This window comes from Blautia sp. MCC283, assembly GCF_018785565.1.
GTDB lineage: Bacteria > Bacillota > Clostridia > Lachnospirales > Lachnospiraceae > Blautia_A.
In genome coordinates this window covers 1-18,331 of record NZ_WQQB01000021.1, presented here as the reverse complement: position 1 = coordinate 18,331, position 18,331 = coordinate 1, and the positions used below count along the sequence as shown (strand labels likewise).

Here is an 18,331-nt window from a genome sequence, read left to right as displayed (position 1 = left end):
TTCTGAAAAAACTATTTGTCAGAACCGGAAACCGGTGGCATCAGTCTGTAATACAAGGTCTCCAGTTCGCCGGCATCCATCAGCACAGGAACCGGGTACAGAGGATTGGCTTCTTTATCTGCGTAATGGGCAAGCTCCGGGATGTCCGTTTCCTGGATTTCCGGGATATAGTCTCCGATGCCAAAGCGTTTTTTCATATCTTTTGTTGCATCAATAAACATCCGGGCAGCAGTTTTATCGTCCTCATGTTTATCGCAGAGACCGGCAGTTACGGCAAGGTTGCGGAGTTTGTGAGTGATGGGATCTCCGTATGTTTCCAGTACCATAGGAAGGATCACTGCATTGGCAAGCCCATGTGGAACATTATATTTTCCGCCGAGGGAATGTGCAATTGCGTGGACATATCCAACGTAGGATTTGGTGAAGGCACAGCCTGCGAAATAGGAGGCGCGGAGCATATTTCGTCTTGCTTCAATATTATTGCCGTCTGTGTAGGCTGTATCCAGATTTTCGAAGATCAGCTGTACCGCATCCAGAGCATTCTTCCGGGTACCGGGTGTAGTGGAATTTCCAATGTAGGCTTCCACTGCGTGAGTCAGGGCATCCATGCCTGTGGTAGCTGTGATAAACGGCGGAAGGCTTAAAGTCACTTTCGGGTCAAGGACTGCGTAGCGTGGGATCAGCGGAAAATCGTTGATGGCATATTTGTGCCGTGTTTCTGCATCGGTAATGACAGCAGCAAGTGTTGTTTCACTTCCTGTTCCTGCAGTTGTGGGGATGGCGATGAGAAGAGGAAGCTTTTTGTGGACCTTCAGGATTCCCTTCATCTGTGCCAGAGACTGGTGCGGTTTGGCAATGCGGGCTGCGGTAGCTTTTGCACAGTCCATGCTGGAACCGCCGCCAAAGCCGATGATCGCCTGGCAGTCGTTGTCCAGATACATATGAAGAGCCTCGTCCACATTGACGGTCGTGGGATTTGCTACGGTTTTGTCATAGATCTGGTAGGAAATGCAGTTTCGTTTCAGAGTCTGCTCCAGGCGTTCTGTAAGGCCAAGGCTTCGGATACCTGTGTCTGTGATGATCAGTACGTTGTTATAACCTCTTTTTTCCAGAACTTCCGGGATACCTCTGACGCTTCCGATGATCTTCGGATTGCGGTAAGGAAGTACGGGAAGTGCAAATTTAAAGATGTTCTGGAAAATACGGCAGTAAGCTTTTTTTAATGGATTCATGGCAGTTTTCATTCCTTTTAAAATCAAATTGTTTTATTCTAAACATTATATATAGCAGTTGGGATGGGAAAAGTCAAGATTCCGGTTTGTGGAAGTGGATTTTTGGCAGTCATAAAAAATAAAACAGGAAAATATAATATTGTCATGGCTGAAAATATCCGTTAGACTAAAAGCAGCCAAACAGAATTTAACCAAATAGCGAAGCGGATTGCGAATATCCGCTTGACTCACGGAGGAAATCATGCCAGGAACAGACATATCCGAAAAAAATCCGCTTCACGTATCCGAAGTGGATGATAATTTAAAAGAATTAAGTCCTCACGGTTCCTTTGAGCTGCCGGTGGAAACGTACACGGGAAACTGTGAGATCTTTCATGCACTGTATGATCACTGGCACAGTGAAATGGAGATCATGTATATTGAGAAAGGCAGCGGTTTTGCCAGACTGAACCGGGAGAGTATCCGACTGAAAAAAGGGGATATTCTGATCGTAAACTGCGGGGTTCTTCACAGTATGCGGACAGATTTAAACAATCCTCTCTATTATAAAAGTGTGGTGTTTGGACTTGGATTTCTGGCCGGGCAGCCGGGAGATATCTGCCAGGAATGTGTGGTATCCCCTCTGATGGAAAACAGGGCAGAATTCTGCCATCATATAGAAGAAGGAGATTCCGGGTATGAGAAGCTTAAGGAAATTTTTTTGGAGATCCATACCTGTCATACAGAGAAGAAACCATATTTTTATGTGCAGCTGAAAATGCTGTTCTTTGATTTCTTTTATGAAATGCTGACCAGGCATTATATTATTCCGGTAAGTACAGAGCAGAATAAAAGCCTTGCGGCAGTGAAGGAAGTTCTGGATCATATCAGCCTTCACTATCAGGAAAATCTTACAGTTTCGGAACTTTCCGGGCTTTCCAATTACAGTGAATATTATTTTATGAAGCTTTTTCGCCAGTATACGGGAAAAACTCTGGTGGAGTACATCAATGATTTCCGTATGGAGAAGGCAAAATATCTTCTGACCCATTCGGACGCACCGGTGACAGAGATTGCCATGAACGTGGGATTCAACAGTACAAGCTATTTTATCAAGAAATTCCAGCAGGCAAATGAGATTTCCCCACATAAGTACAGAAAGAGCATGGGACAGTCAGTCTGACAAATATCTTGCATATCATGACAGGATTGTTATATTTTTGCATCTTGATGCGTGATATCCTAATACCATCAAAAACAAAGCAAACAACCTTGTAAAAACACATTTCATCCCATAAAGATCCATGAAAGGAGATCAAAAATGGAAACATTAAGCAAAGTATTCGAAGACAAATATAACAAAAATGTCAAAGACTGTACAAACGAGGAAATCTATCACGGACTTCTCTCCTGGACAAAGGAGCAGCTGAAAGGCCGCGGATATCAGGAAGGAAAAAAGAAGATTTATTATATTTCTGCAGAGTTCCTTATCGGAAAACTTCTCTCCAACAACCTGATCAATCTCGGTGTTTATGACGAAGTCGCAAGATATCTCAAAGAGAACGGCAAAGAACTTTCCATGATCGAGGAGATCGAGCCGGAGCCATCTCTTGGAAACGGCGGTCTTGGACGTCTGGCAGCCTGCTTCCTGGATTCCATCGCAACTCTGGGACTTCCGGGAGAAGGAATCGGACTTAATTATCACCTTGGACTTTTCAAACAGGAGTTCAAAGATCATCTTCAGTTTGAGACACCGAACCCGTGGATCGAGCCGGAGAGCTGGCTGACAGACGCAGGCGTTTCCTATTACGTACCGTTTAAAGGCTTTATGCTAAAATCCACACTGTATGATATTGATGTGGCAGGATATGAGAATAAGGCTATCAAGCTTCGTCTCTTTGATATTGATATTGCAGATGAGAGCATTGTAGGAGAGGGAATCTCTTTTGACAAAAAAGATCTTCTTCACAACCTGACTCTGTTCCTGTATCCGGATGACAGCGATGACGCCGGAAGAAAGCTTCGTATTTACCAGCAGTACTTCATGGTAAGCAATGCGGCACAGCTGATCCTGGATGAGGCGACTGCCAAAGGCTCCAACCTTCATGACCTTGCAGATTACGCAGTGATTCAGATCAACGATACACATCCGAGTATGGTAATTCCGGAGCTGATTCGCCTTCTCACAGAGCGTGGAATTGAGTTTGAGGAGGCCTGCGAGATCGTATCTCATGTATGCGCTTACACCAACCATACCATCCTTGCAGAGGCACTTGAGAAATGGCCGGTTTCCTATCTTGAGGAAGTAGTTCCGCACCTGATGCCGATCATCCGCAAACTGGATGAGCGTATCAAGGCAAAATACCCGCAGGAAAATCTTGCCATCATCGACAAGAATGACCTGGTCCACATGGCACATATGGACATCCATTACGGATTTTCCATCAATGGTGTTGCATCCCTTCATACAGACATCCTGAAGGAGACAGAGCTTCATCAGTTCTATGAGATTTATCCGGAGAAATTTAATAATAAGACAAATGGAATCACCTTCCGCAGATGGCTCCTTCACTGTAACCATCCGCTGACCGAGTACATCACATCCATGATCGGCGACGGCTTCCGCAAAGATTCCTTTGAGATTGATAAAATGCTTGAATTTAAGGGAAATCAGGACGTTCTTGCAAATATCCTGAAGATCAAACAGGACGCAAAGAAGAGATGTGCAGAATTTATCAAGGCCAATACAGGCGAGGAGATCAACACACACAGTGTTTATGATATCCAGATCAAACGTCTCCATGAGTACAAACGTCAGCAGCTGAATGCACTTTATATCATCGACCGCTACCTGAAGATCAAAGCCGGCGAGAAGCCGCAGCGTCCGGTAACCTTTATCTTCGGTGCAAAAGCAGCTCCTGCATACATCATTGCAAAGGACATTATCCACCTGATCCTCTGCTTACAGGAACTTATCAACAATGATCCGGAAGTTTCTCCATACATGAAGGTTGTTATGGTGGAAAACTACAACGTAAGTGCAGCAGAGAAGCTGATCCCGGCCTGCGATATCTCCGAGCAGATTTCTCTTGCATCCAAAGAGGCCAGCGGAACCGGAAACATGAAGTTTATGCTCAACGGTGCGGTAACACTGGGAACCATGGATGGTGCAAACGTGGAGATCAGCCAGCTGGTAGGCAGGGAGAATATCTATATCTTCGGTGAGTCCAGTGAGCAGGTCATCAAGCACTATGAGAAAGCGGATTACTGTGCAAAAGATTTCTATGACAAAGATGAGCGCATCCGCCGTGCAGTAGATTTTATCGTAGGAAACGAGCTTCTTTCTATTGGAAGTGAGGAGCATTTAAGAAGACTGCATCATGAGATCGTAAGCAAGGACTGGTTCATGACACTTCTTGATTTCGAGGATTATGCGAAAGTAAAAGACCAGGCACTGTCCGATTATGAGGACAGAACCGCATGGGCAGAGAAGATGCTTGTGAACATCGGAAAAGCAGGATACTTCTCTTCAGACAGAACTATTGAAGAGTACAACAGAGATATCTGGCATCTGACAGCTGAGAAATAAAACAGTCTCAGCCAGATTGCTTCGGCGCGTATATAAAATAGAAAAATAGAAAATAAAAACACCGGCATTCATCGGAAATATGTACTGGGTCTGAGATGTCAGAGATGATCTGGCAACCCGGACAGGACATGTTACAGATGAATGACCGGTGTTTTTTATGAAATCAGATAAGTGGATGATTCAGGCTTTTCCATGCTTAAACGCCATCATCATTTCCTTGGTAAGGCTGATATTGTCACCCTCATCCGGAATATCTTCCCGGTTGAACCAGGAGGCCATGGAAAGTTCGCTGTGGTCTACAGTCAGAGTATCATCGCCGTCCAGGTCGCAGTAGAAGCCGAACAGAAGGGTTCCGGAGAAGGACCATGGCTGGCTCTTGTAGTAGCGGAGATTTTTGACCTTTACGCCGATCTCTTCCATAACTTCACGGTGAACGGTCTCCTCGATGGTCTCACCAATCTCCGCAAAGCCTGCGATCATGGCGTAGCGGGTGTGGTTTCGGCCTTCATATTTGGAGAGTATCAGCTTGTCGCCGTTGGTAACTCCTACGATCACAGCCGGAGAAAGTACCGGATATTCTCCGTTTCCGCAGGCAGGGCAGATCATCTTGCGCTCCGCCTTGTCATGTACCATGGGTTTACCGCAGCAGCCGCAGAAACGACGTTTGCTGTACCACTGGAAAAGCTGGTATCCGGTAATTCCCGCGAAGGCCAGATACTGTGGTTCAGCTGTGCGGAGTACGCGTGTGATCTCAAACTGATATCCGGGAAGAAGACTGGTATCCAGATCCGGGATCAGGTAAAAATGTTCTTCGTCAACAGAGAAGAGATAGATATAATTCTCATAAAGATGATCAATTTTTCCTTCCAGTTCTCCAAAACTTGGAAGAGTCATGGTCTCGCCGTCTTTTTTCATAAGGATCTTGCCTTCGTCGTAGGCGAGGATGTGGCTTGTTTTATCCGGGGCCACAGGCTTGTATTCATTGTGATAGGTATGCGGTGCGATATCCTGGATCATGATCGATAATTCCTTTCCGAATTCATTGTCTGGCAGTGTTCACGGATGATGCTGCCATGAAAAATAAAACATGCTTCCTACAGTATAAGCTTACATCACAAAAAAGGCAACGTCCTTTTCTTAAGGATTTTCGTAATATCAATAGAGAGAATGTAATGTCTGTCTGGAATGGCAGATATTATGGAAAAAATGTATCCGGGCTGGCAAAATCACATAAATCAGTTGCCTGGGGTTCAGAGGAAGTGTAAGATAGAGATATTACATTGTGCAGAATAAGCGAAGAGGCGGACGGACTTTATACCGGGTGTACCGCGGATATATTTCTGCACAGAAGGAGAATATTATGCCAACAACAGAAAAGCCGGGCCTGACCCGGGATGCCATTAAATATCTGGCGATTTTTACCATGCTTCTGAACCATATCGCCAACGTGCTTCTGCCGGAAAATACGATCCTGTGGGAAGTTCTGGTGGATATCGGGTATTTTACAGCCATTACCATGTGTTATTTTCTGGTGGAGGGATTTTATTATACCCATTCCCGGAGAAAATATGGCGAAAGACTTCTGATCTTTGCCGGAATCTCTCAGGTTCCTTATACGATGGCCTTCGGATATTCCCAATTGAACATGATCTTTACATTATTTATCTGCTTCATGATCCTGGTGATCCAGGAAAAAATGATGGCAAGTCCGTGGAGGATTCCTCTGCTGATCCTGCTTCTTTTGCTGTCCGTTTTTTCGGACTGGGCGATCCTGGCACCGGTTTTTACCATCTGGTTTTATGCAGGATGGGGGAACCGGAAGAGAATGATAACCGCTTATGGAGTCGGTGCTGTACTTTTTGTGCTGTTTAATTATGGTTCCTATGCGGAAAAAATGGCAGCCGGACCGGCAATGGTACATGCGTTACTGTCTGCAGCAGGAATTGTGGCGTCGGGAATCATCATCCTGAACTTCTACAATGGAAAAAAATCTGAAAAAGCACCGAAGTTTTCGAAATGGTTTTTCTATATTTTTTATCCGGCACATCTTCTGATCCTGAGCATAGTACGGATTATAGTACAGTAATATACATAAGAGAACAGGTAACGAATATCTGCCTCACTTATGCATAACCGGATAGATTGCCGAAAATAAAACTCATATCCGTATAAAACATAGTAATTCTGTAAGAAAACAGAAAAATAGAGAAAAAACTCTTGAAAACCGAAAAATTATCTGCTATGCTAACTGACATGACAAAGGCGTCTGGAAATTAAGTTTCCAGGCGCTTTTTGCGTTGCAGAAATAATGTGAGGGAATCGAGGAGGAAATGGATGATGAATGCAGGAGATACTGGCTTTATGCTGATCTGTACAGCCTTTGTGTTCTTTATGACACCTGGGCTTGCGTTTTTCTACGGAGGACTGGTCCGCAGAAAAAATGTGGTAAATACCATGATGGCCTGTGGGGCGATCATGGGGCTGTCCGTTGTTATGTGGACATTGTTTGGATATTCGCTGGCATTTGGCGGAAACCATGGAGGGATTATCGGAGACCTGAGATGGTTTGCGCTGAATGGTGTTGGCTGGGAGCCGGGACCTTATGCAGATACGATCCCGCATCTGGTATTTGTAGCGTTCCAGATGATGTTTGCCATGATCACACCGGCACTGATCACTGGCGCTGTGGTTGGAAGAATGCGTTTTAAGGCGCTGTTTTTCTTTGTGGCGATCTGGTCTTTGATCGTGTATTATCCGATGGCACATATGGTCTGGGGAGACGGCGGATTTCTGGCAGCCATTGGCTCTGTGGATTTTGCAGGTGGAAATGTGGTACACATTAGTTCCGGTGTCAGTGCACTGGTTCTTGCCATTTATCTGGGGCAGAGACGTGGCTATGCAAAGGCAACCTATCGTACACATAACATTCCCTTTGTATTTCTTGGGTCGGCCATGCTGTGGTTTGGATGGTTTGGTTTTAATGCGGGAAGTGCACTGAAAGCAGACGGTCTTGCAGCGCATGCTTTTATGACCAGCAGTATTTCTTCTGCCTGTGCACTTCTGACATGGATGCTGATCGAGGTGATCCGTGAGGGAAAACCCACACTGGTTGGTGCCTCCACAGGTCTTGTAATTGGTCTGGTAGCGATCACACCGGGGGCTGGTTTTGTACCGGTGTGGGCATCCTTTATCATTGGAATCCTGGTAAGTCCGATCTGTTACTTTACCGTAATTCTGCTGAAGCAGAAACTGAAAATTGACGATGCGCTGGATGCTTTTGGCTGCCATGGTATCGGTGGTATCTGGGGAGGAATCGCCACGGGACTTTTTGGAAAATCTTCTATTAATTCCGTTGCAAAATGGGATGGCCTGGTGTTTGGGGACTACCGGCTGTTTCTGGCACAGGTATTAAGTATTGTGATCACCATTGCGGTTGCCATTGTGGGAACGCTGATCTGTATCGGAATCGTGCGGATCTTTACACCGCTTCGTGTAGATCCGAAGGAAGAACTGGTTGGTCTGGATGCATCCCAGCATGGAGAAAATGCATATCCGTCATTCAATGGATTTGACTGATCATGACAGAAAGATTTTCTATAGCAATGATCGTGTGAAAATGGAGGAAATCGTATGCTTATAAAAATAGAAGCAATTGTAAGAGAAGAAAAAATGGAAGATGTCAAAGCTGCGTTAAATGAGATCCAGGTAAACGGTTTTACAGTAACCCAGATCATGGGCTGCGGAACACAGCGTGGTTACACAGAGTATGTCCGTGGTTCCAAGATCGATGTATTTCTGAAACCGAAGATCAAGTTTGAAATTGTGGTATCATCGGAAGATTGGGAGATCAAAGTTATTGATGCTGTGCAGAAAGCAGCGTTTACCGGTGATCCCGGCGATGGAAAGATCTTCAGCTATGAGATACGCAACGCTGTTCGTATCCGTACAGGTGAGACCGGATACGATGCGCTGCAGTCGGAGTTCCTGTAAAATAATAAAGATGTAAAAAAGATCCTTCTGGAAAAACTGAGATATTCAGATTTTCAGAAGGATTTTTTGCAGATAATTAACAATAGTCTTACTTTGATTTGATGCAAACTTCTGCAGTTACATATAAGATAGAAAGGTACACAATAGATCAGTTAGAAAGTAAAATTAAAACATACGGAAAAACTATGTCAAAAAAGAAATCAAAGAAGATCAGAAAAGAGCAGGCTCAGGAGTTGAGTTCAGCAGAACCGGAACATCCTAAACTGGCGGCAGAAAAAACAGCAGCCATTGCAAGTTACATCAAGGATCCGGACTATCGTCTCCGCTGCAAGGCGGCTATAGATATTCTCATGGCGAAGCTTAAAATGATTAACGCAGAACTTTCCGGGCAGAAAAAACGTACGGTGATCAGTCAGGTCACCAGCCGGATCAAAAGTGCGGAGAGTATTTATGCAAAACTTCTGAAAAAAGGACTGGAACCGGATTTTGAGACTGCCAGGAAAAATCTGAAAGATCTCATCGGCATCCGTGTAGTCTGTCCGTTTGAGGATGAGCTTTACCAGGTTGCAGAATCCCTGGAAATGCAGAAGGATATCGAGATCGTCCGGATAAAGGATTACATTAAAAATCCAAAGAAAAACGGCTACAAAAGTCTTCATCTGATCGTGAAAGTACCTATCTACTCTGCGGAAGGTGAACAGAAAGAACTGGTGGAAATACAGCTTCGGACCATTGCGATGGATTACTGGTCTGTGTTAGAATATGAGTTGTATTATAAAAAAAGAGACAATGCGGAAATTGAAGCAGAATTAAAAAAATATGCAGAAGAAATTGCAAATCTGGACCATAGAATGCTGGAACTACGAAATAAAATTGAAAAAATCTGAACAATCAGCGAATGTGAGATCAGAATGCCTGTTTTATGACAAAACTGTAAAATTACTGCATCAGAAAAGGAGGAATATATGGAAACATTAAGATCAAAAAAAGGCTTCATCTGTGATATGGATGGTGTAATCTACCATGGAAATAAACTCCTGGACGGAGTAAAGGAATTTGTAGAATGGCTTCAGAGAGAGGATAAGAGCTTTCTGTTCCTCACCAATGCAAGCAGCCGTTCGCCAAGAGAACTTCATGAGAAACTTCTTCGCATGGGACTGGATGTCGGAGAAGAGCATTTTTATACCAGTGCACTTGCAACTGCGAAATTTCTCCAGAGCCAGGCTCCGGGATGCAGCGCTTATGTGATCGGAGATCATGGTCTTTACAATGCTCTGTATGACGCAGGGATCACCATCGACGATGTTTCACCGGATTATGTGGTTGTAGGTGAGACTACTACATACGGATATGAACATATCTTACGTGCCATGAACCTGGTAAACAAGGGAGCCAAGCTGATCGCAACCAACACAGATATCACAGGCCCTATCGAAGGCGGGATCGCACCGGCCTGCCGTGCATTTGTAGCACCGATCGAAGCTACTACAGGCAAACAGGCATACTACGTCGGCAAACCAAACCCTCTGATGATGCGTACCGGACTTCGTATCCTGGGCGTACATTCCAATGAAGCCGTGATGATCGGTGACCGTATGGATACCGATGTGATCGCCGGTATTGAGACAGGCCTTGACACAGTTCTTGTACTTTCCGGTGTATCCACAAGAGAAACTGTAGATAAGTTCCCATACAGACCGAGACTGATCCTGAATGGAGTGGGAGATATCCCGGTGCTGGAGAAATAAAAGATATTTACACATGAAATTATAAATTAGGATTTATAAAAAAGAAAACGGAGAATTCCTGGAAAAAGAAGTTCGGGAATTCTCCGTTTTGTTGTTTGAGTCATTTCAGTCGGGCTCTGTTTATTATGGGTTATACTCTGTTGATCAGCTGCAAAGATGACACTTCTCACAGGCAGACGGTGTGGCTGCACAACCGCCGAGAGCAGTTTCACGAAGCTCTGCAGGAAGCTTTTTGCCTACGGTATACATGGCATCGATCATCTCATCCAGAGGGATGAATTGGGTGATACCGGCCAAAGACATTTCGGCTGCGATAAGGGCATTGGAAACACCGGCTGCATTACGGTTCTGGCAGGGATATTCCACCAGGCCGCCTACCGGGTCACATACAAGACCGAGCATATTCATAAGAACGGTGGAAGCCGCATAGGTACACTGCAGCGGAGTGCCGCCAAGAAGTTCCACAGCAGCAGAAGCAGCCATTGCGGAAGCGATTCCGACCTCAGCCTGACATCCGCCAACAGCACCGGCAACTGTGGCGTTTCGCATGGCAAGATAGCCGATCGCGCCTGCATTAAATAGTGCCTGGCGGATTTTTTTATCGGAAAAGCCGTAGACCTCCTGAAGTGCAAGCATCATTCCGGGAACGATCCCGGCACTGCCGGCAGTAGGAGAGGCAACGATAAGTCCCATGGAAGCGTTGGTCTCAAGGGTTGCCATAGCGTAGGTGATACCCTTTCCGAGAACATTTCCGCACAGGCTTTTTCCCAGGTCATGAAATTCGCAGAGCTTTCGGGCTTCACCGCCGATCAGTCCGCCCATAGATATCACCGGATCTTTGATGGGGGAAAAAGCAGCATCCTTCATGATCTCCAGAACACGGTCCATGCGCTGGTCCACGATTTCAGCAGTGGTTTCACCGAGAAGGATCTCACGCTGGCGCATTACTTCGGAAATCGGAAGCTTTTTTTTCTGGCAGAGAGCAAGAAGTTCCTTGGCATTTTTGAAATCCATAAAACACATCCTCCTTTTCCCTACATCTGAACAACCATGACATCATGGATGTTGGTGTTCCGGTGAATGCTTTCTACGATATCTTCCGGGAGATGACCGTCGGATTCCACGATCGTATAGGCTGTGGTTCCTTTGGATTCACGGAAGAGGCGCATGAAGGCAATGTTAATGTTACGTTCACTTAAGCATCTGGTGATGTAGGCCACAACACCGGGAGTATCCTGATGGATCACGATGATGGCACTGTATTCGCCGGTGAAATCCACTTTCACGTGGTTGATCTCCACAATACGGACCTTGCCGCCGCCCAGCGATTCCCCCCGGACTGTCATTTCCTGTCCCTGGTCATTGACCATGTGGATATCGACAGTGTTGGGATGGACATCGGTTTCTGTTTCATTTGGAGTAAAGGAATAGTCGATCCCCTGTTCCCTGGCAATGTCAAAAGAATTCCGTATACGCATGTCATCTGTGGAAAAGCCCATGATCCCGCCAAGGAGGGCACGGTCTGTACCGTGTCCTTTGTATGTTCTGGCAAAGGAACCGTAAAGGGTGAACTCCACTTTTTTCAGGGGCGGCATGATCATTTTCTGGGCAAGGAAAGCGATCCGCGCCGCACCTGCGGTATGAGAACTGGAAGGACCGATCATATTCGGGCCCATAACGTCAAATACACTGATAAAAGACATTTTTCTTAATTCTCCTGTGGTGTTTTTACAATAAATTTCTTATAGATCGTATCAACGATCACGCCGATAGCATTGTCACCGGATACGTTGCAGGCAGTTCCGAAGGAATCCTGTGTAATGTAAAGGGCAACCATAATAGCGCAGATAGCGCCGTCCGGATCACCGGCTTCGGCTCCGAATACCATGTAAAGAAACGGAAGGGCAGTCATGATGGAACCACCTGGAGCACCAGGGGAAGCAACCATGGCAACACCGAGAGTCATGATAAATGGAACTACAGTTCCGAGGCTGATAGGCAGCTGGTTCATAAGACAGACTGCAGTAGCACAGGCTGTGATGGTGATCATGGAACCTGCCATGTGGATGTTTGCGCAGAGAGGAACTACAAAGTTGCGGATCTGCTCACATACACCGTCATTTTTTGCACATTCCAGGTTAACCGGAATGGTAGCTGCGGAAGACTGGGTTCCAAGGGCGGTGGTATATCCCGGAATCTGATTTTTGATCAGGGTGAAAGGATTCTTCTTGCTTACGGTACCTGCGATCACGAACTGGATTGTAATACAGATCAGATGCATGATGATCACAACGAGGAATACTTTCCAGAGAATGCTTAAGATGGCAAATGTTTTTCCGGAAATAGTCATATCTGTGAAAGTTCCGCAGATGTAAAGAGGAAGCAGCGGGATGATAATGGTATGAAGAACTTTGTCAATGATCTTGGAAAAATCGCTCATTCCGTTGTACAGGCTGTTTCCCATCTCTTTTCCACGCATGGAAGAGAGGCAGAGTCCCATCACAAAGGCAAGGGCAACTGCGGAAAGGGTATCCATGACCGGACTCAGGGTAATACTGAAATACGGTGTCAGGGATGCGTCTGCGGTAGCTGCGATCTGATCCAGTGCACCTTCACTCATAAAGTGCGGGAACAGGCTGGATGATACCAGATAGGATGCGGAACCTGCGATCAGAGTGGAGCCATAAGCCAGAGCCACTGTGATCAGGAGAAGCTTCCCTGCACCCTGTGAAAGATCCGCAATACCCATGGTCACATAGGCAAGGATCATCAGCGGGATGACAAATTTCAGAAAGGTACTGAAAAATCCGGAAAGGGTTACAACAAAGCGACAAAAGCCTTCCGGAAGGAACTGGCCGAACAGGATACCTACGATGATGGCAATGATCAGCTTCGGCACAAGTCCGATCTTGATTTTTTTCTTTTCCATTTGGATTCTTTCCTCCTAAGTATGAATTTATTCATTTTGCACAAAAATACGATTGACGTCCTCGTGATTGTATTGTAACATTGACATAAAAATAAGGCAAATTCACAGATTTCATCATCACGATGAAAAAATTTCATAGTAAAAGGGAGAAAATCATGGAAATCCGTCAGTTGGAGACGTTTGTACATGTAGCACAGCTTCAGAGCTTTTCCAGGGCAGCAGAGGTTCTGGGATACACTCAGTCAGCGATCACTGTCCAGATCCGTCTTCTGGAAAATGAGCTGGAAACAAGACTTTTTGACAGAACCGGAAAGCGTGTGGTGCTTACTCCGTCCGGAAAAGAGTTTATGGGGCATGCAAGCCGGATCTTATATGACGTAAATAAAGCAAAAAAGTCAATGAATGATGATGCGGAACTGAAAAATCCATTACATATCGGGACGATTGAATCTCTCTGCACAGCAAAGCTTCCGGCTGTTCTCAGCAAATTTCGTGAGTTTCACCCGAAAGTAAATATGCAGGTGACTATTGATACACCGGAGCAGCTGATACGGATGATGGAGCATAACGGGCTGGATCTTATTTATATACTGGATACCCCAAGGTGGGACCAGAACTGGGTGAAGGTCATGGAGAAGGCAGAGCCGGTAGTATTTGTGGCCTCTGCAGATTCGGAGTTTGCGGGAAAGACGCTGAAGATGGAGGATATTCTGGAAGAGCCTTTTTTTCTCACGGAAAAGAATGCCAATTATCGGCAGGCCCTGGAGCAGCAGCTGGCGCTTAAGAAGCAGGCCCTGTCACCGGTACTGGAGATCAGTGATACCGCTTTTATCATCCGCATGCTGGAAAAGAACCACGGACTTTCCTTTCTTCCCTATCTGGCTGTGGAGCGGGATATCCGGAAAGGAAGAATTGCCCTTTTACATGTGGAAGATGTGGAGATATCCATGTACCGGCAGATCTTTTACCATAAAAATAAGTTTAAGACGAGAGAGATGGAGGAGTTTATCCGTCTGGCGGCAGAGTGAAAGTCAGAGCTTGTAAAAACAAATAAAATGTGGCACTATAAAAGAAAAACACAGGAGAGAAAAAAATGAATCTTATTGAAGAAGCAAAAGCTCTTGGTTTTTCCGACGCAGCGGTCATAAGTACCGATCAGCTTGTATTTGTGCCGGAATACCGGGTTTTCTGCGAGGACAATCTTTGCGGGAATTATGATAAAAACCCGGCATGTCCACCACAGAGCGGCACTGTAGAGGAGATGAAAGAGCATGCGCTGAAATACGAAAAAACGCTGATACTCCAGACAATGCAGGATGGCCTTATGGACTACAAAAAGGCAAAACTTGCTCATAACAAACTGACAGAACAGCTGGCAGAGAAGATGAAAGAAGCGGGAATAACTGATCTTCTGATCATGAGTGCGGGACCTTATAAACATAATTCCTGCATGTCCGCTTACTGTGTGGATGCACAGAAAATGGCAGACGCTGCAGGAATGCTATGCTGGACCAGCGACGGAATGATCCGTTATTTTTCCCAGGTTCTTTTCCGTGGGTAAGATGAAGGATTTTGTAAAGGAATATGGGAGAAATAGATGGAGTTTTACGAATGCGAGTATCCGTTGACAGAAACAGAAAAAACGTGTAGAGTTTAAATAAATGTAATTACATAAAAAGAATCAGCAGGAGAAAAACCAGAATGGAAAAATCAACAGTTTATTTCACTGATTTTCGTTGTCCGGTGGGAACCAGCCAGCTGGACAAACTGAAAAAACTCTGCGTTGCCGCAGGAATCAAAGATATCGATATGGATGGAAAATTCGTAGCCATCAAGATGCATTTCGGAGAGCTTGGAAATATGGCATTCCTTCGTCCGAACTATGCAAAGGTAGTAGCAGATCTCTGTAAGGAGCAGGGCGGAATGCCGTTCCTGACAGATTGTAATACCCTTTATCCGGGAAGCAGAAAGAACGCACTGGAGCATCTGGACTGTGCAAATCTTAACGGATTTAACACGATCACAACCGGATGCCAGATCATCATCGGTGACGGAGTTCGAGGAACCGATGAAGTAGAAGTTCCGGTAGTAAACGGAGAATACTGCAAAACTGCCCTGATTGGACATGCTATCATGGACGCAGATATTTTTATCAGTCTCAGCCATTTCAAGGGACATGAGACAACCGGCTTTGGCGGTGCTCTGAAGAATATCGGTATGGGATGCGGAAGCCGTGCCGGAAAGATGCAGCAGCATGCCAGCGGAAAGCCGGCCATCCATGAAGATGTCTGTCGTGGTTGCCGCCGTTGTGCGAAAGAGTGCGGAAGTGATGCGATTACATATGTAAACAAGAAAGCAGTTATCGATTACGATAAATGCAAAGGCTGTGGCCGCTGTATCGGGGCCTGCAGCTATGATGCCGTATACAATCCGAATAGCAGTGCAAACGAGCTTCTTGATCGCAAGATGGCAGAGTATGCACAGGCTGTCTGTCACGGACGTCCCCATTTCCATATTGCGCTGGTACAGGATATCAGCCCTAACTGTGACTGCCATGGTGAAAATGATGCGCCGATCCTTCCGGATATCGGAATGTTCGCAAGCTTTGACCCGGTTGCACTGGATCAGGCCTGTGCAGATGCCTGCCTGAAGGCAACACCGATCGCCAACAGCCAGCTTGGAGAGCATCTGGCAGAGCCGGGATGGCACTGTCATCATGATCACTTTAAGGATTCCAATCCGAATATTGAGTGGAAGGCAACTCTGGATCAGGCAGAAAAGATCGGTCTGGGAACCAGGGAATATGAGCTGAAGATAATCAAATAAGCAACAGAAATCATATAAAATCACGAAAGCACGCCTGTTACATGGCGTGCTTTTTTGCGTAAATAAAGAAACATAAAATGAAAAAACGTATAAAGACGGTATCTAAAATAAAAAACATATGCGTGCATATGCGTGCTCGAAATACAGCTATTGTGAATAATATACAAAGAAATAACAGGAAAATTTGGACAAAAACGAGAAAACAGAAAAAGCTGTAAATTTATATTGCATAATCAGACTGCGTGTGATAACATACACACAACATAATTAACACGCATTTAACACGCAAATAGAGGAAAATAGCACGCAAATACGAAAATATCAAAGATAAGCGGAGCTAATGTGCAGGAAAACGTGCAGATCGTGTGTACAGAAACAGGCTGCATTCTGTGAGCAGAGAATACAGAGCAGGCCTGAAATCTTTTTCAGAGGAGGAAATTATGACAGGAATACAGAAAAAACAGCGTCTGCTGACTATGATATTCGGAGCTTTTGCAATCTTTTTTACCGGATATCCCCATGTATGGTCTATTTACCAGCCCTATGTGATGGAGCAGGCAGGCTGGAGCCAGGGACAGGCATCCATGTGCTTTTATCTGGCACTGAGCACCTTTGTATTCGGAAATATCGTAGGCGGAAGGATGCAGAACCGCTTTAAGGAAAAGACGATTGTATGGATCGGAGGCGGGATCTTTGCGGCAGGAATCCTGGCATCCACATTTCTGATCGTTCCTACACCGCTTCCTATGTATCTGTCTTATGGCGTGATGCAGGGATTTGGACAGGGAATGATCTACACGGTGATCCTGGCAACTGTGCAGAGATGGTTCCCGGACCGTACCGGATTTGCTTCCGGTGTTGTGGTAACTGCCAACGGACTTTGCGGATTTTTCCTGGCGCCGCTGAGTCGAAAGCTGCTGGAGGCAGAGGGCGTGCAGAAAACCTTTCTGATCATTGGGGCAGCCATCGCAGTTTCCTGGATCCTGTGCGGCATCTTTTTTCAGGCACCCGATAAGAGTCTGGTGAACGCAGGTGGCTCTGCGGCAAAGCCCGGGACATCGGAGATGAAGCAGTATACATCCGGAGAGATGATGCGTACAAGAAATTTTTATCTTCTTCTTGCGACCATGTTCTTTGGACTGATTTCTTATTTTATGGTTTCACCGGTATCCCAGACACACCAGATCGACCTTGGGATTCCGTCTGCAGTGGCAGTCAGCGCCGTTATGCTTGGATCCATTGTCAATGCGGGAGCAAGACTGGTGCTTCCGACACTTGCAGATAAAGTGGGAAGGATCGTCTGCATCAAAGGAGTGCTGATCGTGGCAGTAATCGCTATGGGAGTTCTCGCTGTATCAAGATCCCTGGCAGTAACGGTTGCTGTTGTGCTGATGTACGGCTGCTACGGCGGCATCATGGGAAGCTTTCCGTCCCTGACAAGCTCTATTTTCGGAATGAAGCACACCGGGGAGAATTACGGATTTGTCATGTTCGGCATTGTATTTGCAACCTTTGGCGCATCGGCGATCTCCGGTCTGGTGAGCCGCAAAGGTTATGAGATGAACGTGGTATTTGGGATCGGAGCTGTTTTTGCAGTGATCGCATTTGTATGCCTGACTCTGCTTGGACGGAACCTTGTGAAAGAGCATGCCGAAAAATCTGCCGGAGTAAAGAATGATACAGCACAGGTAAGCGAACCACAGGCAGAATAAGTCTGAATGTAACTGGATGCAGAGCTGTATCAGCTGCCGGATCAAAGACAGCTGACTGCGAATCAGAAAATAGAAAAACCTGGAAGAAATAAAATGCCTGTGGCTGATTTCTTCCGGGCTTTTTTTGAGTTGCAGGGATCAGATATTTCTGCTAGGATAACGAAAGGATGAGAAAATCAGATATTGTTTTTGACTGTTTATGCAAGTAATTGAAGATGGACAAAATAGTAATTGTATTAACTGATGAACCATAGTATAATACAAATATGAACACAACATATAAATCAAACAACAATGTCGTCTATTCCTGTAAATACCATGTAGTA

General features: G+C 45.5%; 16 protein-coding genes. 11 read left to right on the top strand and 5 right to left on the bottom strand.

From position 1 onward, the window contains the following. Positions 1-11: 11 nt before the first annotated feature. Entirely contained in the window at positions 12-1,232 is a 1,221-nt protein-coding gene (locus tag GPK81_RS07070; protein ID WP_215706769.1) for an iron-containing alcohol dehydrogenase, read from the bottom strand. Between the two features lie 241 nt (positions 1,233-1,473). On the opposite strand from GPK81_RS07070, the gene GPK81_RS07065 reads away from it, so the two are divergent. After that, complete coding sequence (locus GPK81_RS07065) at positions 1,474-2,394, top strand: AraC family transcriptional regulator (protein WP_215706768.1); 921 nt, start codon at positions 1,474-1,476, stop codon at positions 2,392-2,394. Positions 2,395-2,532: 138 nt separating this feature from the next. Beyond that, positions 2,533-4,800 carry a glycogen/starch/alpha-glucan family phosphorylase gene (glgP, locus tag GPK81_RS07060; RefSeq protein WP_215706767.1) on the top strand — a complete coding sequence of 756 codons (2,268 nt, stop codon included), beginning with the start codon at positions 2,533-2,535 and terminating at the stop codon, positions 4,798-4,800. Positions 4,801-4,980: 180 nt separating this feature from the next. On the opposite strand, the gene nudC is transcribed toward glgP, so the two are convergent. Next, positions 4,981-5,817 carry an NAD(+) diphosphatase gene (gene nudC, locus GPK81_RS07055; protein WP_215706766.1) on the bottom strand — a complete coding sequence of 279 codons (837 nt, stop codon included), beginning with the start codon at positions 5,815-5,817 and terminating at the stop codon, positions 4,981-4,983. A 343-nt stretch (positions 5,818-6,160) separates the two neighbouring features. Between nudC and GPK81_RS07050 the strand changes: the two genes are divergently transcribed. From GPK81_RS07050 to GPK81_RS07030, 5 genes are all read left to right on the top strand, one after another. Further along, positions 6,161-6,886 carry a TraX family protein gene (locus GPK81_RS07050; RefSeq protein ID WP_243003815.1) on the top strand — a complete coding sequence of 242 codons (726 nt, stop codon included), beginning with the start codon at positions 6,161-6,163 and terminating at the stop codon, positions 6,884-6,886. A gap of 251 nt (positions 6,887-7,137) precedes the next feature. After that, positions 7,138-8,376, top strand: coding sequence for an ammonium transporter (locus GPK81_RS07045; protein WP_118169219.1), 1,239 nt, complete (start codon positions 7,138-7,140; stop codon positions 8,374-8,376). Positions 8,377-8,430: 54 nt separating this feature from the next. Beyond that, positions 8,431-8,790 carry a P-II family nitrogen regulator gene (locus GPK81_RS07040; protein ID WP_015527276.1) on the top strand — a complete coding sequence of 120 codons (360 nt, stop codon included), beginning with the start codon at positions 8,431-8,433 and terminating at the stop codon, positions 8,788-8,790. 185 nt (positions 8,791-8,975) lie between these two features. Continuing rightward, the gene (locus tag GPK81_RS07035; protein WP_215706765.1) at positions 8,976-9,677 is read left to right on the top strand and encodes a GTP pyrophosphokinase; all 702 of its coding nucleotides are present in this window, start codon (positions 8,976-8,978) and stop codon (positions 9,675-9,677) included. A 78-nt stretch (positions 9,678-9,755) separates the two neighbouring features. Further along, entirely contained in the window at positions 9,756-10,538 is a 783-nt protein-coding gene (locus GPK81_RS07030) for an HAD-IIA family hydrolase (RefSeq protein ID WP_021976642.1), read from the top strand. Between the two features lie 144 nt (positions 10,539-10,682). Here the strand turns inward: GPK81_RS07030 and sdaAA are convergent, their stop codons facing one another. The 3 genes from sdaAA to GPK81_RS07015 are packed head-to-tail and all read right to left on the bottom strand — an operon-like array spanning position 10,683 to position 13,467. Then, on the bottom strand, positions 10,683-11,552 hold the full coding sequence (sdaAA, locus tag GPK81_RS07025) for an L-serine ammonia-lyase, iron-sulfur-dependent, subunit alpha (RefSeq protein WP_021976643.1): 870 nt from the start codon (positions 11,550-11,552) through the stop codon (positions 10,683-10,685). Positions 11,553-11,572: 20 nt separating this feature from the next. Further along, on the bottom strand, positions 11,573-12,241 hold the full coding sequence (gene sdaAB, locus GPK81_RS07020) for an L-serine ammonia-lyase, iron-sulfur-dependent subunit beta (protein WP_118070937.1): 669 nt from the start codon (positions 12,239-12,241) through the stop codon (positions 11,573-11,575). 5 nt (positions 12,242-12,246) lie between these two features. Next, positions 12,247-13,467, bottom strand: coding sequence for a dicarboxylate/amino acid:cation symporter (locus tag GPK81_RS07015; RefSeq protein WP_118070936.1), 1,221 nt, complete (start codon positions 13,465-13,467; stop codon positions 12,247-12,249). A 155-nt stretch (positions 13,468-13,622) separates the two neighbouring features. On the opposite strand from GPK81_RS07015, the gene GPK81_RS07010 reads away from it, so the two are divergent. The 4 genes from GPK81_RS07010 to GPK81_RS06995 all read left to right on the top strand — a co-directional run bounded on the left by GPK81_RS07010 (position 13,623) and on the right by GPK81_RS06995 (position 18,005). Next, positions 13,623-14,495 (top strand): LysR family transcriptional regulator, encoded by an 873-nt coding sequence (locus GPK81_RS07010; protein ID WP_118070935.1) that lies wholly within the window; start codon positions 13,623-13,625, stop codon positions 14,493-14,495. A gap of 65 nt (positions 14,496-14,560) precedes the next feature. Then, positions 14,561-15,028, top strand: a complete 468-nt coding sequence (locus GPK81_RS07005; protein WP_118070934.1) for a DUF2284 domain-containing protein — start codon at positions 14,561-14,563, stop codon at positions 15,026-15,028. 140 nt (positions 15,029-15,168) lie between these two features. Further along, positions 15,169-16,293, top strand: coding sequence for a DUF362 domain-containing protein (locus GPK81_RS07000; RefSeq protein WP_015527270.1), 1,125 nt, complete (start codon positions 15,169-15,171; stop codon positions 16,291-16,293). A 440-nt stretch (positions 16,294-16,733) separates the two neighbouring features. After that, positions 16,734-18,005, top strand: coding sequence for an MFS transporter (locus GPK81_RS06995; protein ID WP_215706764.1), 1,272 nt, complete (start codon positions 16,734-16,736; stop codon positions 18,003-18,005). The last annotated feature ends 326 nt before the right edge of the window (positions 18,006-18,331 follow it).

What these genes read in the sequence shown, in the direction of transcription:
- GPK81_RS07070 (WP_215706769.1), bottom strand. Translation starts at nt 1,232, where the DNA reads ATGAATCCATTAAAAAAAGCTTACTGCCGTATTTTCCAGAACATCTTT.
- sdaAA (WP_021976643.1), bottom strand. Translation starts at nt 11,552, where the DNA reads ATGGATTTCAAAAATGCCAAGGAACTTCTTGCTCTCTGCCAGAAAAAA.
- GPK81_RS07035 (WP_215706765.1), top strand. Translation starts at nt 8,976, where the DNA reads ATGTCAAAAAAGAAATCAAAGAAGATCAGAAAAGAGCAGGCTCAGGAG.
- GPK81_RS07050 (WP_243003815.1), top strand. Translation starts at nt 6,161, where the DNA reads ATGCCAACAACAGAAAAGCCGGGCCTGACCCGGGATGCCATTAAATAT.
- GPK81_RS06995 (WP_215706764.1), top strand. Translation starts at nt 16,734, where the DNA reads ATGACAGGAATACAGAAAAAACAGCGTCTGCTGACTATGATATTCGGA.
- GPK81_RS07015 (WP_118070936.1), bottom strand. Translation starts at nt 13,467, where the DNA reads ATGGAAAAGAAAAAAATCAAGATCGGACTTGTGCCGAAGCTGATCATT.
- GPK81_RS07000 (WP_015527270.1), top strand. Translation starts at nt 15,169, where the DNA reads ATGGAAAAATCAACAGTTTATTTCACTGATTTTCGTTGTCCGGTGGGA.
- glgP (WP_215706767.1), top strand. Translation starts at nt 2,533, where the DNA reads ATGGAAACATTAAGCAAAGTATTCGAAGACAAATATAACAAAAATGTC.
- GPK81_RS07030 (WP_021976642.1), top strand. Translation starts at nt 9,756, where the DNA reads ATGGAAACATTAAGATCAAAAAAAGGCTTCATCTGTGATATGGATGGT.
- sdaAB (WP_118070937.1), bottom strand. Translation starts at nt 12,241, where the DNA reads ATGTCTTTTATCAGTGTATTTGACGTTATGGGCCCGAATATGATCGGT.
- nudC (WP_215706766.1), bottom strand. Translation starts at nt 5,817, where the DNA reads ATGATCCAGGATATCGCACCGCATACCTATCACAATGAATACAAGCCT.
- GPK81_RS07040 (WP_015527276.1), top strand. Translation starts at nt 8,431, where the DNA reads ATGCTTATAAAAATAGAAGCAATTGTAAGAGAAGAAAAAATGGAAGAT.
- GPK81_RS07045 (WP_118169219.1), top strand. Translation starts at nt 7,138, where the DNA reads ATGAATGCAGGAGATACTGGCTTTATGCTGATCTGTACAGCCTTTGTG.
- GPK81_RS07065 (WP_215706768.1), top strand. Translation starts at nt 1,474, where the DNA reads ATGCCAGGAACAGACATATCCGAAAAAAATCCGCTTCACGTATCCGAA.
- GPK81_RS07005 (WP_118070934.1), top strand. Translation starts at nt 14,561, where the DNA reads ATGAATCTTATTGAAGAAGCAAAAGCTCTTGGTTTTTCCGACGCAGCG.
- GPK81_RS07010 (WP_118070935.1), top strand. Translation starts at nt 13,623, where the DNA reads ATGGAAATCCGTCAGTTGGAGACGTTTGTACATGTAGCACAGCTTCAG.